This window comes from Marinobacterium lutimaris (assembly GCF_900108065.1).
GTDB lineage: Bacteria > Pseudomonadota > Gammaproteobacteria > Pseudomonadales > Balneatricaceae > Marinobacterium_D > Marinobacterium_D lutimaris.
Genome location: NZ_FNVQ01000004.1, coordinates 153,313 through 167,949, shown reverse-complemented (window position 1 = coordinate 167,949; position 14,637 = coordinate 153,313). Strand labels below are relative to the sequence as shown.

Genomic DNA, 14,637 nt, shown 5'->3' with positions numbered 1-14,637 from the left:
GGGAGGATTAATGAGTAGCGGTTTTTACACCACCTATTACCTGGAAATGACGGCGCAGACTGAGCTGAACGCCAAGCCTTTGCCTGGCAGCCTGAATGTTGTCGAGAGCGAAGAGCCGCAGTACCAGTTCAACCGATTCTTATATTCGCTGGTTGGCAGTGAATGGGAGTGGGGCGACCTGGACAGCTGGAGTGACGCGCAGTGGAAAGCCCAGGTGGAACACGAGCAGCATCGCACCTGGGTGGCCTATTACCGCGGCAGTATTGCCGGCTATTACGAGCTGTTCCGGCCGGATGGGGTGAATGCGGAGATCCGCTATTTTGGCCTGGCGCCGGGATTTATTGCCAAAGGATTTGGTGGGCCGCTGCTCAGTCATGCCATTCAGTCCGCCTGGGACTGGGCGGGCACGGATCGGGTATGGGTGCACACCTGCACCTTTGATCATCCCAATGCATTGAGGAATTACCAGGCGCGGGGGCTCAGGGTTTACAAGGAGGAGCAGACTGCAATTGAGTGAGGCTGTTTGTTCTGCCTGATAGCTACCAAAGAAAAAGCAGCCGTTTGGCTGCTTTTCTGTTTGCGGCGCTGCTTAGCGTAGCAGAAGCAAAGGAACGCGGGTCTGGCGGATCAGGTTGCTGGTGGTGCTGCCCACCAGCATCTGGCGGATGCGGGAGTGGCCGTAAGCGCCCATCACCAGCATATCGGCGCGGCGCATCACTACCTCGTTAAGCAGGGTCTGCTCCACATCGCCGGCGAGGATTTCGGCAGTGACATCGAAGCCCGCCTGAGTCAGCTTCTCTTGCGCCTGCTTCAGTTCCAGCTTCACGTCGTTGGTGGAGGGGGCGATCATCAGCAGGTCACAGGGGATACCGGTGAACAGCGGACTCTGCGCCACCATATCCACCGCCTTGCGGGAGGTGGGGCTGCCGTCGTAGGCGATCAGGAAACGCTCCGGTGCCTTGAAGTCATCCGGCAGCAACAGCATCGGGCGGTGCAGGGCGCGGATTACCGCTTCCACGTTGCGGCCCAGGGTTTCACCGGCACTGCCGCCGCGACCGAACACCAGCAAGCGGGTGTCCGACTCCAGTTCCTGTAGGGTTTCCACCAGGTCACCGTGACGCTGCAGCACCTCGGGCTCGGCGATGCCATCGGCAACGGCGTGATCCCTGGCGGCGTCGAGCATCAGACGGCCCTGTTCACGGGCCAGTTTGCCGCGCTTTTCGTCCAGGTCTGCCAGCTCTTCCAGCAGCGCTTCGCGTGAACCCAGACCGATGGAGCCGGTCAGGTTGGTCTCCGTGGGGTACTGGCTGCGGTCCAGCACATGCAACAGTTTGAGCGGGGCGTCCAGTCTCAGGCTGGCCCAGCTCGCGGCGTCACAGATGCCGCTGGCGCGTTCGCCAACACCATCGATACAGGCGATCACTCGACTCATGGGCACTCCTCTTAGGTCCTTGTCAGGTCCTTTGGGTTTTTTCTTTCAGGAATATCAGTGGCCCATCAACTGGTCAACCGCTTCCGGCTTATCGTGTACGGCAAAACGGTCGACGATGGTTGCGCTGGCTTCGTTCAGACCGATCACCTCGACCTCTGCGCCTTCGCGGCGGAACTTGATGACCACCTTGTCGAGTGCGGATACTGCCGTGATATCCCAGAAATGCGCATGACTCAGATCAATCACGATCCGGTCGATATCTTCCTTGAAGTCGAACGCAGCGGTGAACTTCTCAGAGGAGCTGAAGAACACCTGGCCCACCACCTGGTAGCGGCGCTCCTGCTGGTTTTCGCTCAGTTCGCTGTCGATATAGAGGTACTGACCGATCTTGTTGGCGAAGAACAGCGCCGCCAGCAGCACACCGGCGAATACACCCAGGGCCAGGTTGTGGGTCGCTACAACGATCGCCACGGTGACCAGCATCACCAGGTTGGTAGAGAGCGGATGCTTCTTAAGATTGATGATCGATTCCCAGCTGAAGGTACCGATGGACACCATGATCATCACCGCCACCAGAGCGGCCATGGGGATCTGGGAAACCCATTTATCCAGGAACACCACCAGGATCAGCAGAACGACACCAGCGATCAGCGTGGAGATACGGGTGCGGCCGCCGGACTTCACGTTGATCACGGACTGGCCGATCATGGCGCAACCGGCCATACCGCCAAACAGGCCCGATACGATGTTGGCAGTACCCTGGCCTTTGCACTCGCGGTTTTTGTCGCTGGATGTGTCGGTCAGGTCATCGACGATGGTGGCGGTCATCAGGGACTCAAGCAGGCCCACCACTGCCAGCGGCAGGGAGTAGGGCAGGATGATCCACAGGGTTTCCAGGTTCAGCGGCACGTCGGGCCAGAGGAAGACCGGCAGCGCATCGGGCAGTTCACCCATATCGCCAACGGTGTTGATATTCAGCCCCAGCGCCATGGATACGGCGGTGAGCAGCAGAATGCACACCAGCGGCGAGGGGATCAGTTTCCCCAGCTTCGGCACGTAGGGGAAGAGGTAGATGATGCCGAGTCCCGCTGCAGTCATGGCGTAGACATGCCAGGTCACATCGGTCAGCTCCGGCAGCTGCGCCATAAAGATCAGGATCGCCAGGGCGTTAACGAAGCCGGTGACCACCGAGCGCGAGACGAAACGCATCAGCGATCCCAATTTCAGGAAGCCGGCGATAATCTGGAACACACCGGTCAGCAGAGTGGCTGCCATCAGGTATTCCAGCCCGTGCTCCTTCACCAGCGTCACCATCAACAGCGCCATGGCGCCGGTGGCGGCGGAGATCATCCCCGGACGACCGCCGAAGAACGCCGTGACCACGGCGATACAGAAGGAGGCGTACAGACCCACCTTGGGATCAACCCCGGCGATGATGGAGAAGGCGATCGCTTCCGGAATCAGGGCCAGTGCCACGACAAGCCCGGCGAGGACATCGCCGCGTAAATTCTGAAGAGACCAGCCCGACTTTAGCGTTGCAATCATGAGAGTCCCGATTCTTAGTTCAGACGGATGAATGAAATATTGGATAGTTACCGCAGGACAGCTGTCCTGCCGGCGGGCAGCAAAGCGTTTTATGCCAGCTGAAACAGACAGCAGGCAGCAACAATTGCGGCTCAGGGTAGGGTAAAAACAGCCGGCAATATTAGCACAGACAGGTAGAGGGATCACGGCGGGAGTCTGTGGCGTTCTAGAATTAGCAGTTAAATCAGAGTTTAAATTAGAAAGATCTATATTAGATATATTTAAATATGGGTCGAATAGGGTCTATGATCTATCGGGACGACAACACCTTCTTGCTGGTTTTCGCTGGATAGAGGTGAAACGGACGCTAATGGGAGCAAAACAATGAGAAGATTCCAGGCTGGGTTGGGCCTGGCTGCGATGATGCTGACGCTTGGGGTTGCCTGGGCCGAGGGCGATCCCGCAGCCGGTCAGCAATTGGTGATGCAGGGCGATGGCAAGGGCGGGGCACCCTGTCTGGCCTGTCACGGAGTGGATGGCGCCGGTAATGATGCGGCCGGCTTTCCGCGCTTGGCGGGGCTTGACGCCGGCTATCTGGCGCGTCAGTTGCGGGACTACCGTGATGGTCGCCGTACTGATCCGATTATGCTGCCAAACGCGGCCAATCTCAGCGATCAGCAGATCGATGATGTGGCGGCTTACTACCAGGGCCAGTCGGCACAGCCTACCCCGGCAGCCGCTGACGACAGCGTGCTGGCGCTGGGTGAAAAGCTGGTGAAACAGGGCGATTGGGATAATTACATTGCGCCCTGCGAAAGCTGCCACGGCCCCGACAGCCAGGGTGTGGGTTCGACCTTCCCGGCCCTGGCCGGACAGCATGCCGGTTACCTGCGCAAGCAACTGCAAGCCTGGCAGAGCGGCGCCCGCAGTAACGATGAGAACCAACTGATGCTGGCGATCGCCGGGCGTCTGAATCCACAGCAGATCGAGGCGGTGGCTGCCTATCTGTCTCACCAGTCAATCAAGGGGGCAGGCCAATGAACAAGCTGATCGCATTCGCGCTGCTGGGCGCCGTTTCTCTGCCGCTGATGGCGGAGAACTCCGTGCCGGTGCAACTGCCTGCGTTCAAGGAGGGGCAGTACGTGCACCAGGCCCCCACCGTTGATGATCTGATGAACGATGAGTCGATCAAGCCTCAGCTTAAAGAGGTGATCCTGAAGGGGCGTGATCTGTTCATGAATACCCAGCAGAAGCGCGGTGAATACGTTTTCAACGATATGAACTGCAAGAGCTGCCATATGGGCGAGGGCCGTATGAACTGGTCCGGGCCGGTGTGGCCGGCGGCGACCACGCTGCCGGACTTCCGTGGCAAAAACCAGCATGTGAACTCGCTGGAAGAGCGCATCGCCGGCTGTTTCTCCTTCTCCATGAACGGTAAGCCGCCGGAGTACGGCAGCGACGATATGCTGGCGCTGGTGGCTTATCATCAGTGGCTGGCCAAGGGCGCCCAGGTGTATGAAACCAATATCGGTGGCCGTGGTTTCAGCCATCTGGGGCGTGAGCCGGAGCAGCCCGCCGATTACGAGCGTGGTGCCCAGGTTTATGCGGATAACTGTGCGGTCTGTCACGGCGCTGACGGCCAGGGCCAGCATGTGGATGGCAAGGTGGTGTTCCCGCCGCTCTGGGGGGATAACTCCTATAACTGGGGCGCCGGTATGACCCGTGTTTTCACCGCGGCTTCGTTCATCAAGAACAATATGCCTCTGGGTAAACCGGGCTCACTGAGCGATCAGCAGGCCTGGGATGTGGCGATGTTCGTCAACAGCCACGAGCGCCCACAGGACCCGCGCTATACCGGAGATGCGAAAGAAACCCGTGAGAAGTACAACAACTTCCACAAGTGGACCCGCTACGGCACCGAGTTTAATGGCCAGATCTTGGGTCAGCATGACAACTCCGGCGACAAGCCGTTCCTGAAACCGGATGTGCTGCGTCCGCGCACTTTCGACTAAGCCCTTCAAGTAAGCCCTTCGAGTAAGCGCTCTAACCCAGCCGTCCCGACCGGGGCGGCTGGGTTATCCTCAGCACCCCCTGCCGCTATAATACGCTTAATAGTTGAACACTTAGCTCGGGCTTTTCGTATACGCCCGAAGCCGTTCATTACAAAGCTTTAAACTGAAGCCGAAAGCCATAACCACAAGCCACAACCACAAGCCACAACCTAAAGAGAGTTCTGATGAGTCCTAGTTTGACCTATACGCTGATCGCCATCGGCCTGGTCGCCATTGTGTTGCTGAGTAGCCTTATCTACCGCCAGCTCAAGTCGGCTCGCGAGCTGCGCGAACAGCAGGAGCGGCAGACCCGCGAATATGAACAGCAGGCCCAGGAGCAGCGCCGCTATCTGATCGACAGTATCCGTATCATCGCCTCTGCTGTGCTGAACGACGAGAAAATGACCATGACCGAGGGCTGTATCCGCGTCAAAGTGATGCTGGATAACCTGGCGCCGCATCTGCACCAGCACGAAAACTTCGCCGTGATTGAGCGGGTCTACCGGGCCACCGAGCACATTCCGTTCCTGGAGGACTGGAAAGCGCTGAGTCGCGCAGAAAAGCGGGAGTACCAGAAGCAGATGGCGCAGCTGGAGAAGGAGCATGGCGAGCAGGTACGCACGGCGATGACTGAGCTGCAGCGTTACCCGCTTGAGCAGATGCAGTAATGGGCGAATTCGTCCTGATTTTCGTACTGACGCTGGTTATCCTGCTGGTGCTGGTGTGCTTTCTCAGTTTTGGCCGCGCGCCAGCCTACAGACCCAGCCGCGAGGAGATCCGAGATATCCTCGCCGGCGTGATGAACCGCACCACCTCGGTGGAAGCCTGGGATATGTTCCTGGGGATGCCGATTATCCATGATGCTGAGCTCGAGCAGTTGCGCCGCCGCTGCATCAGTATTCACGAAGGGCTTGATGGCGAGCCTGCCGCCTCTGGGGGCATGGACGGTTATCTGTACGACCGGGCAGGGCGTGAGCGGATCAAGCGGGTGCTTGATGAGCTGGAGCGAATTATCCGAGAGTCCCCGTTTACGCGGGAGTTTTGATCTACTGCGTTGATCTTACCGGTTTTGAATCACCCTCGTGCAGGCATCAATCGGCGCGAGGCGCGCCTCCTACCGGGCAGATTTCCAGTAGGAGCGGCGCCCCGCCGCGATCATCCCCCGGAGTTTGAACTAACCGCGGCTCAGGGTTCAATCGACACGTAGCGTGTCTCCTACCTGTAATTATTCCAGCTGTTCCTGATCCGCTACGCGCTTCAGCCTTGAACTGGTTTCCCAGAGCGCTCGCATATCGCCTTCCTGCGCGGCCTGCTGAAGTTCGGAGGTGCAGCTCTCCAGTACCGGCATATCGTAAAGCCCGGCGACGCCGATCAACTGGTGGGCGTAGGCGCGAACCTGATTGCGGTCTTTCTCCCAGACCGAGCGCATGATCTCCTGGGCCAGGCGGCGTACCTCCTGCTGCAGGCTGTCCGGCGAGGTAAGGTTGGTCAGCGAATTGGTCAATTCCGGTGTTGCCGCAGGCGTATCGTGAGACAGGCCGGTCTTTTCTTCGCACAGCCCTATCAGCGCGCGCAGCAGCTCCGGTACGTTGATCGGCTTCAGCATAAGGCCATTGATGCCTGCCGCCTCCAGTGCCAGGTGCTCGTGGGGCACCACGTTGGCGGTCAGGGCGAAGATCGGCAGCGTTTTCGAGCGCAGACGCACCCGACGGGTCGCCTCGATACCGTCCATGCCCGGCATGTGTACATCCATCAGGATCAGATCCGGTTCGCCGGAACTGTCCAGGTAATCGAGCACCTCCTGGCCTGAGCCAACCTCGGTAACCCGCGCACCCAGGCCCTCCAGCAGGCGATGGATCAGCAGGCGGTTAAACTCATTGTCTTCGGCCACCAGGATCTCAAGCGGATAGGGCAGCTGTGTCTCCAGGGCAGGGTTGGAGCGGCTGTGGCTTTCGTCCACCGCCAGCCCCACGGCACCGAGCAGCTCCCGCCAGCGTGGGGGCTTCGACAGCACCTTGAGAGAGTCGGCATGCAGATGAATCGCGCCGCGCCCGGGAATCAGGAAGATCAGCGGTGCGCTGGTATGAGCACGAATCCTGTCGCACAGCTGCTGCACATGGCGCGTGCCCGCTTCCAGTGGGCTGACGCCGACCACCATCGTGCAACTGGCGTTATCCTGGCAGTAGTCACGCATCTCCTCCAGATGGCGGATAGGGATAACGGGAATCGGCAGAATCTGCAGTTGCTGTAACAGCATGGCGCGGCTGCCGGCGTGCGGCTCATACAGCAGCAGCGGCATCTCCGGCTGGTTCTCAAAGCAGTGAATGCCACCTTCAACCGATGCATAGCGCAGTGGCAGATCCAGATGCACGCGGGTGCCCTGGCCCTCGACGCTGTCGAGGTGGATTTTTCCGCCCATCAGTTCGGTAAGGCGCTGTGCAATCACAAGACCCAGGCCCGAGCCACCAAAGCGCCGGCTGATGGAGCTATCGCCCTGGGTGAAGGCGCTGAACAGGTGGCCGATGCGGGAGGCGGCGATGCCGATACCGGTATCGCGCACGCAGATCAGCAGGCGCGGATTGTCGCCGGGCAGCCGGCTGATCCTGACCTGAAGCTCCACCTCGCCACGCTCGGTGAACTTCACCGCATTGCCGAGCAGGTTGTTGAGTATCTGGCTGAGTCGGGTGGGATCGCCGATAACCCGGCGTGGCAGATCCGGCGGCAGGCTGGCGGTCAGTTCCAGCCCTTTGCGGGCCGCCACCGGTGACTGGGCCTCGAGCACGTCAAACAGGCGCTGTGTCAGGTCGAATTCCAGCGCTTCGATCTCGATGGCGTTGGATTCCAGGCGTGAGAAATCGAGGATGTCATCGATGATGGTCAGCAGCAGCTCGGAGGTGCGGCTGACAATCTGCAGGTACTGCTTCTGCTGGCGGTCCAGACGGGTGCTTTCCAGCAGTTCGGTGAAGCCGATAACCGAGGTCAGCGGAGTACGCAGCTCATGGCTCATGCGGGCCAGGAACTCATCCTTGGCGCGGTTGGCGTCGTCGGCGCGCTGGCGCTCCTGCTGCAGTTCCCGATTACGGCGTTCCAGGTGACGCAGGGTCTGGGTCAGACGCCGGGTGGCGCTGTCGACACGGAATTCGAACTGCAGGTTGGATTCCTGTACCCGCGTCGCCAGGCGGTTGATACCGGTGGCGAGGGTTTGCAGCTCGCCGGTGTAGCTGGTGTCGGCGCGGGCGTTAAGCTCACCGCGCTGCAGGCGTTCGATCAGCCGGGTCAGGCCCAGCACCGGGTAGGTGATGCGGCGGCCAAAGCGGTTGGCCAGCGCCAGGGCGATAACCAGGCAGATCAGCGTCAGCCCTGCGCCACGCATCAGTATCGCGCGCTCTTGGGCCAGCGTGGGCTGGGCGGAGATCAGTACCGCGACCCAGCCGAGTGTTTCACTGCCGTCATCGATGGAGAGCAGTTCAGGATTGTCCTGTAACGGCAGGGTGCGGGCGGTAATCGGCGCAACAAAGTGCCAGGTGCCCTGGTAGAGACGGGGTTCCTTTTGATCGCGGGCGACCTCGACATCGAACTCACCACTGCGGAACAGCAGGCGGAAGTCAGCGTCGTAGAACAGAATATCGGTCACTTCTTCGGCCCGGACTGGGCCGCTGCTGAGGCTGCGCAGCAGTTGGCGGTTGCCGCTGAGGACACCGAATTCGGAGGCGGAAGCGATCAATCGGGCCGTGGCCTGGCCCTGCTCAAGCAGGTTGGCGCGGGTTTCTGCCACGCGGGTCAGGGTGAAATAGCCGCCCAGTACCAGGGCCAGAAGTGTCATCGGAAGCAGGGTGAGTGCCATCACCCGGTAGCGGATGCTCAGTGAGCGGCGCCTCATCGCCTCCGCCTCACTGGCCGACCCGGTCGCGACGTTTCAGTTCGATCATCAGGGCATCACTGGGCGCCAGGGCCAGGCCAAGGTTCCGTGCTGCCGTTTCGTTGATGGTGATACTGAAGTCATCCGGGTAGGCCGGTGCGGGCAGCGGATCCTTGATGCCTCTGTGGTTGACGATCTCCATCGCCTGTTTTGCAATCTGTTCTACATTCGAATGAACCGAAACCACGGCGCCGGCGTAGGCGTAACTCGCGGAGAAACCGATCAGCGGGATACGGTTTCTCAGCGTCAGGTACAAAATCCACTTGGCGGAGGCACGGTTGAACACCGAGCTGTCGGGCAGCGGCAGAAAGACATCGCTCTGCTCGATGATCGGGGTCAGCTCGCGCACCGGGTTTTCGCTGTCCTGCAGGCGGCCGATCAGCGGCGTCAGCCCCAGGGAGCTGGCAGCAGCTGCAAAGTATGAGGCCTGCCGGTCACTGCCGGGGCCCAGTACCGTACCGATGGTTTGCATTCTCGGCTTGAGCATCTTGGCCAGTAGCATCTGTCGTGTCAGTGGCTGATCCAGATAAATCGCACTCAGGCGTTTATCTGCAAGCAGCCCTTGCCCCTTGGGGCCGGTGGTCAGATCGGCAAAGGTCTGCGAGGGCAGAAATACGCACAGGGCGTAGTCATCGGAATCGATACCGGCGATCGTAGCCTCGCAGGCCCGGGAGCCTACTGCCAAAGTAAAAGGGTGGCCTGAAGGCGCCTGTACTGACAGGACCTCAGACTCCAGTAGTCCGTTGTGGTGCTCCGTCAGCGCCTTGAGCATTTCGCTGTAGCTGCCATCGGAATCGCTTAATAAAACGAATGGGGATTCTGCCTTCGCCATCACTGGCATTAACAGAAGCAGCCACAACAATGTTGTTTGCAGCCAGGGTCTCACACGCGCCATCCTTGCCGGTGTACCGTTCATGGGTAAGTAAGATTCAACTGCAGGAAAACGCCACGATGGTAACTGTTATCCTGCGAAAACTCGTGCCACTGCGAATCGCCGAGGCCCTGTATCAGTAGAGCAGTTTCGAGCCCAGAGTCAACTTGCGGCCAGCGATAGGCTAATCTGAGGTTGGTCTGATGCTGACTAGCAGTGAACGTCCTGTCGTTCTGTAGCCATTCTACGCCACTAAGATACCTGTGATTAACGCTGGCTTCCATATTTTCACTCAGACTCCAGTTTAGCAACAGCGAAAGCGTATGTTCAGGTACTGGTGTGTCTATATAGGTCGGAAGACCGGTTTCCTCACTGCTCCTGGCGTAGCTGTAACTGGCCAGAGAGTAGATATCAGGTGTTAGTTGCAGTTTGACCTGCGTCTCGATGCCGCTGGTCACCCAGCCCGCTCCGTTGGCCCTGGCGGTTACCTTGTTGTTGATAACCGAGTCTCTCTCCCGCTCGGATTCGGACAGGGTATAGACAGTGCCGTATATGGCGTTGCTGACTTTTTCCCGGAACAGCCTCAGATCGATGAAGTCGCTGCTCCCCAGGCGGCGGTGGTAGCCCAGCTCCCAGGTCTGGTTCAGCTCGGGCTCCAGCGATTCGTACTGTTTATAGTCCACCAGATAAGCATCCCTGCCCGGCAGGTAGAAACTGGAGTTCTGGTTGGTTTCCAGAATAGAGGGCAGTCGCTCACTGCGGGACCAGCCGAGGCGGATCACCGACTGCTCGTCTGGCTTGAAGTTGACCGACTGACGCAGAGACAGGGCGTTGTTTTCGTCGGAGGCCTCGACCAGGGCGCCGCCGTTCAGCGTCCAGTGCGGCGACACCCGCCACTCCAGGGCTGACTGTGCCCGCCACTGGTCTTCGCTCACCTTGCCATCGTACAGCAGCAGATCACTTTTCTCGGACAGACCACGCCAGCCAAGGCTGGAGCTGACCGACACCGGACCGAACTTGTCGGATACCCGCAGTGACAGATCCCGGATCAGGCTATCGCCATGTTCGGCTACCGGCCGCAGGCCGCTGTTGGCACTGCGAAAAGCGTCCAGATCTACGCCGGAAAGCGCCGGCCCGAAAAAGCGCTCGAGTTGCTCATCGGTCGCGGTAGGTGTTTCCAGGTCCACCGACTGTTCCCAGGCGGAAAGGGTCAGCGTACCGGTGGCGGAGTAGATGTGTTCATAATCCAGCGCCAGGTGGTGGGATTTGTGCTCCCGCTTGTCACTGTAGCGTCCACGGGCGTGGGTGTAGTCGGTGCTGCTGATGATATATCCCTGGTCGACGCCGGCTCGGAAGGTGAGCGTGTCGCGCAGGTTGAGCGGCTGCACCAGCTGCAGGTTCAGGTAGCGGTCGCGAAAGCCGTCGTTCGAGTCCTGGCTGCCGTCATCCTCCTGATAGCCGGCAGACACACGGAAGTGGGTGGAGCCGAAGCGGTCGCTGGCGCTGAACGTCTGTTTCCGTGCGCCGCGGTTACCCAGTTCGGTGCTGGCGCGGAAGCCCTGCTCCTTCAGTGCAGAGCGGGTGATGATATTGACCGAGCCATTGAAGGCGTTGGAGCCCTGGGTCGCTGCGTTGGAGCCGCGCACCACCTCGATTCTGTCGATATCGTCCAGGCTCAGCCCCAGCGAAGACCAGTCTACGCTGGACAGCAGCGGCAGATATACCGAACGGCCATCCACCTGGAACAGCAGCCGGTTGGGCAGGTCGTCCGCCATGCCGTGGTAGGTCACGCCCCATTTATGCGAGTCCACACGGTAGCTCTGGAAACCGGGCACCAGCTGCAGCAGTTCAGGAATGGTGCGCGCACCCGAAGCATCGATGATTTCACGGGTCAGAATGGTGACCGATGCGGGGGCATCGTTGATACCCTGGCTGCTGCCGGAAACAGCCGTTACCTGCGGGATATCCACCAGATACCGGCACTCATCCGCATATAGCAGCGGAGAGAACAGTGCTAAAGCCAGGGCTAGAGGTAAAGGGTACTTCATCGATCGGGAATCATCCTTGACGCGGAAAACGGGTCAATCGTGCCTTATGCTGAATTGCAGGAAAGTGCGGCGATCAAACTCATTCAATTCATAAAAATCCTGGTAATCCGGCTCAAAGGCGTTCTGCATGATAACAGCGGCTTCCAGCTCGGTTTCCCGGCTGACCTGCCAGCGTTTTGCCACGCGCAGGTCGGTACGGTTGTATCCGGGCAGTTCGACGGAGTCGATCCAGCGCACGCCACTCATGTAATAGTGCGACAGGGTCAGATCCAGCGTTGGATCGGGTGACCAGTTCAGCATCAGTGAGGCGGTGTGCTCCGGAGAGATGTTGCTTGAAACGTTAAAGAAGCGCTTGCCCTCATAGACTTTATCTTCGCCGGTACGCCAGTTGCTGTGCTTGGTATTGATGTAGGCGTAGGAAAGTAATGTCCAGACCTGCGGAGTCAGCTCAAAACGCAGCTGTGCCTCGGCGCCTTCGTTGATCCAGCTGGCCGTATTGCGGGAGGTAAACACCCGACCGTCCTCTTCATCGGCATAGAGCAGGAAGCTGTCGACGACGTTGTTCAGCTCTTCGCGGAAAATGCGCAGATCCAGATAGCTGCGCTGCCCCGGCAGGGTCTGATAGTAGCCCAGCTCCCAACTGGATATCTCTTCAGGTTCCAGATCCGGAGTAGGGGTACGGATATGGTCGTACTCATCGCCACCCAGGTAAAGCGTGGCTTCGCCGTAGCGCTCCAGCAGCGAAGGCAGGCGCTCGCTGCTGGAATACCCCAGCCGCAGGCTGCTGCCCTGGCGTGGCGTAAAGATCAGCGCGTTACGATAGGAAAACGCTTCGCTGGCTTCGCTGCTGTATTCGTACATGACGCCGCTGCTGAGCTGCCAGCGCGGGGTGAAGTCCCAATCGGCGTTGGCAAACAGGCGCGAGCGGTCTTCGTGGACCTGGCCATTCTGCAGCAGTACAGCGCTCTTTGCGGCCATATGCCGGTAACCGATGCCGCCGGCAACGGCGAGATTTTCCCGCTTGTCACTGATCTGCAGCTCAATATCGCCGGTGTGGGTTTTGCCGTTCTCTTCCACCAGGTGGTAATCGTTAAGATCGATCAGAGACTGTGCGGCCTGGAGCCTTGCCGTACAGATTGAGCGCGCGGATGCGGATAGCCCTGATGCGGTGCAGTTGGCGGGCCCTGGCACGCCCAGCTCGGTCAAAACCTCGGCCGCGTTGGCCTTTGGGGTCTCAAGCGAAAGGCGGTTCAGCGATGCCTTCAGCTGCACCATACCGGTATCGGAATAAAGATGGTTGTAGCGGGCGCTGGCAAAGGCACTTTCGTGGTCCCTGTCGGCAAAGTGCGCATCTTCGGTGTCCAGTGCGCCCATGCGGCTGGTGCCACGGTCGATGCCGGCCTGAAACCAGAGACTGTTGACCAGGTCCGGGGTCCAGGTGGTACTCAGGTTCAGGTAGTTACGGCTTTGTTCATCCTGCCACTTGCCGTCGCTGCCGTCTTCGGCAAACCAGTCACCGGTATAAAAGTTACTGTAGTGATCGTTGCCGTCGCTCTGTTCATGATTGGCGCTGATGCGATAGCTGATCAGACCGTTACTGTCGGCAAAGCTGAGATGGCCGTTGCGGGTGTTATCGCTGCCGTACAGGGTGGTCAGGTCCAGGCCGCTGGTGGCGGTGGGCTCACGGGTGACGATATTGATCGAGCCCAGGAATGCGTTGGAGCCCTGGGTTGGGACGTTGGAGCCCCTGACCACTTCGATCCGTTCTACATCATGTATGGATATACCCAGCGTTTCCCAGCGTACGGTGGAGAGCAGCGGCAGATAGACGGACCGCCCGTCGATCATCACTTCGAGCTGGTTCGGGTATTCGCCGGCGGCACCGTGATAAGAGGTCGCAGGGGTGTCGCTGTTCAGCGTATAGGTCTGGAAGCCGGGCACCAGACGCATCAGGTCGGGAATCGTCTGAAAGCCGGATGCTTCGATAACCTCGCGGTCGATGACGGTCATCGATGCGGGGGCTTCCGACAGTTTCTGCGGCATCCGCGTGGCGGAGGTGACTTCCGGAATATCGACGAAGAAGTCCGCTTCGCTCAGCAGCCGATCATCAGAGGCCTCGGCGGCGCTGGCAAAGAGTGCGAGACTCATCAGCAGTGTTTGGGTGATACCTGGAGACTGCATGTTCATCGACCGGTTCAGGCGGCTGCGTGGTTATTTTATTTTGAGGCCGACATAGACAACGATGGCGCCCAAAATGATGGCTTCGATGATGAAACCATTGTTTTCAAGAATCCATCCAAGCATTGCAGTTTCCCTTAACTGCCAGCGACCAAGCCAGTAGATTGCACGCTTATTGATCAGCATGCACAAAGCGCGGCGATTATACCAGCGCAGATGGTCATCAACTAATCAGATTGAAATAAAGTCTCAAAAGGGTGACGTTGGGTCGAGCATCCAGACAGGAATAACGCTGCGCAGGACCGGTTTCGTGAGCGATTCCCGGCCCGGAAGGAGATCAATGTGTGTCAGTGGCTGCCTTCGGCCTCGCGATAAACGTAAAACAGCTCATCCGTGGCCTGTTCACGAAAAATAAGGCCACAGGTTTGGCCTCTCAGGTCGATATAGAGATAGGGCGCGGTGCTGAACACGCTTTCAGGGTGAGCGGCGCGCAGTGCTTCGTTAGCGTCGTAGAGCAGTGCCCAGTCCGGCAACGCTGCCTGGTTAAAGGGAGTTAGCTGCTCAAGCAGAAAAGCGGGCAGCGCTGGAAAACGGTCGATCTGCATTGCAGTGTC

General features: G+C 59.3%; 13 protein-coding genes. 5 read left to right on the top strand and 8 right to left on the bottom strand.

The window, feature by feature from the left end:
* The first annotated feature begins 10 nt into the window (after nucleotides 1-10).
* Complete coding sequence (locus tag C4S72_RS17855) at nucleotides 11-517, top strand: GNAT family N-acetyltransferase (RefSeq protein ID WP_235009184.1); 507 nt, start codon at nucleotides 11-13, stop codon at nucleotides 515-517.
* Between the two features lie 72 nt (nucleotides 518-589).
* Here C4S72_RS17855 and C4S72_RS17850 read toward each other — a convergent pair whose 3' ends face one another.
* Both C4S72_RS17850 and C4S72_RS17845 read right to left on the bottom strand, forming a co-directional pair.
* The gene (locus C4S72_RS17850; protein ID WP_104004543.1) at nucleotides 590-1,432 is read right to left on the bottom strand and encodes a universal stress protein; all 843 of its coding nucleotides are present in this window, start codon (nucleotides 1,430-1,432) and stop codon (nucleotides 590-592) included.
* Between the two features lie 54 nt (nucleotides 1,433-1,486).
* Nucleotides 1,487-2,977 carry a SulP family inorganic anion transporter gene (locus tag C4S72_RS17845; protein WP_104004542.1) on the bottom strand — a complete coding sequence of 497 codons (1,491 nt, stop codon included), beginning with the start codon at nucleotides 2,975-2,977 and terminating at the stop codon, nucleotides 1,487-1,489.
* Between the two features lie 363 nt (nucleotides 2,978-3,340).
* Between C4S72_RS17845 and C4S72_RS17840 the strand changes: the two genes are divergently transcribed.
* From C4S72_RS17840 to C4S72_RS17825, 4 genes are all read left to right on the top strand, one after another.
* Nucleotides 3,341-3,997: a c-type cytochrome gene (locus C4S72_RS17840; RefSeq protein ID WP_104004541.1), complete on the top strand. Its 657-nt coding sequence runs from the start codon at nucleotides 3,341-3,343 to the stop codon at nucleotides 3,995-3,997.
* The gene (locus C4S72_RS17835; protein ID WP_104004540.1) at nucleotides 3,994-4,968 is read left to right on the top strand and encodes a c-type cytochrome; all 975 of its coding nucleotides are present in this window, start codon (nucleotides 3,994-3,996) and stop codon (nucleotides 4,966-4,968) included. The genes C4S72_RS17840 and C4S72_RS17835 overlap by 4 nt, the downstream gene beginning before the upstream one ends.
* 224 nt (nucleotides 4,969-5,192) lie before the next feature.
* Complete coding sequence (locus C4S72_RS17830; RefSeq protein ID WP_104004539.1) at nucleotides 5,193-5,675, top strand: DUF2489 domain-containing protein; 483 nt, start codon at nucleotides 5,193-5,195, stop codon at nucleotides 5,673-5,675.
* Nucleotides 5,675-6,052: a hypothetical protein gene (locus tag C4S72_RS17825; protein ID WP_104004538.1), complete on the top strand. Its 378-nt coding sequence runs from the start codon at nucleotides 5,675-5,677 to the stop codon at nucleotides 6,050-6,052. The genes C4S72_RS17830 and C4S72_RS17825 overlap by 1 nt, the downstream gene beginning before the upstream one ends.
* Before the next feature lie 180 nt (nucleotides 6,053-6,232).
* On the opposite strand, the gene C4S72_RS17820 is transcribed toward C4S72_RS17825, so the two are convergent.
* The 6 genes from C4S72_RS17820 to C4S72_RS17800 all read right to left on the bottom strand — a co-directional run bounded on the left by C4S72_RS17820 (nucleotide 6,233) and on the right by C4S72_RS17800 (nucleotide 14,628).
* Nucleotides 6,233-8,887, bottom strand: a complete 2,655-nt coding sequence (locus C4S72_RS17820; RefSeq protein ID WP_104004537.1) for a hybrid sensor histidine kinase/response regulator — start codon at nucleotides 8,885-8,887, stop codon at nucleotides 6,233-6,235.
* 10 nt (nucleotides 8,888-8,897) lie between these two features.
* Complete coding sequence (locus C4S72_RS17815; RefSeq protein WP_160115546.1) at nucleotides 8,898-9,767, bottom strand: type 1 periplasmic-binding domain-containing protein; 870 nt, start codon at nucleotides 9,765-9,767, stop codon at nucleotides 8,898-8,900.
* A gap of 71 nt (nucleotides 9,768-9,838) precedes the next feature.
* Nucleotides 9,839-11,845 carry a TonB-dependent receptor plug domain-containing protein gene (locus tag C4S72_RS17810; RefSeq protein WP_104004535.1) on the bottom strand — a complete coding sequence of 669 codons (2,007 nt, stop codon included), beginning with the start codon at nucleotides 11,843-11,845 and terminating at the stop codon, nucleotides 9,839-9,841.
* A 33-nt stretch (nucleotides 11,846-11,878) separates the two neighbouring features.
* Nucleotides 11,879-14,032 carry a TonB-dependent receptor plug domain-containing protein gene (locus C4S72_RS17805; RefSeq protein WP_104004534.1) on the bottom strand — a complete coding sequence of 718 codons (2,154 nt, stop codon included), beginning with the start codon at nucleotides 14,030-14,032 and terminating at the stop codon, nucleotides 11,879-11,881.
* Nucleotides 14,033-14,056: 24 nt separating this feature from the next.
* Complete coding sequence (locus C4S72_RS25805; protein ID WP_160115545.1) at nucleotides 14,057-14,209, bottom strand: hypothetical protein; 153 nt, start codon at nucleotides 14,207-14,209, stop codon at nucleotides 14,057-14,059.
* 161 nt (nucleotides 14,210-14,370) lie between these two features.
* Entirely contained in the window at nucleotides 14,371-14,628 is a 258-nt protein-coding gene (locus C4S72_RS17800) for a hypothetical protein (RefSeq protein ID WP_104004533.1), read from the bottom strand.
* Nucleotides 14,629-14,637 lie beyond the last annotated feature (9 nt).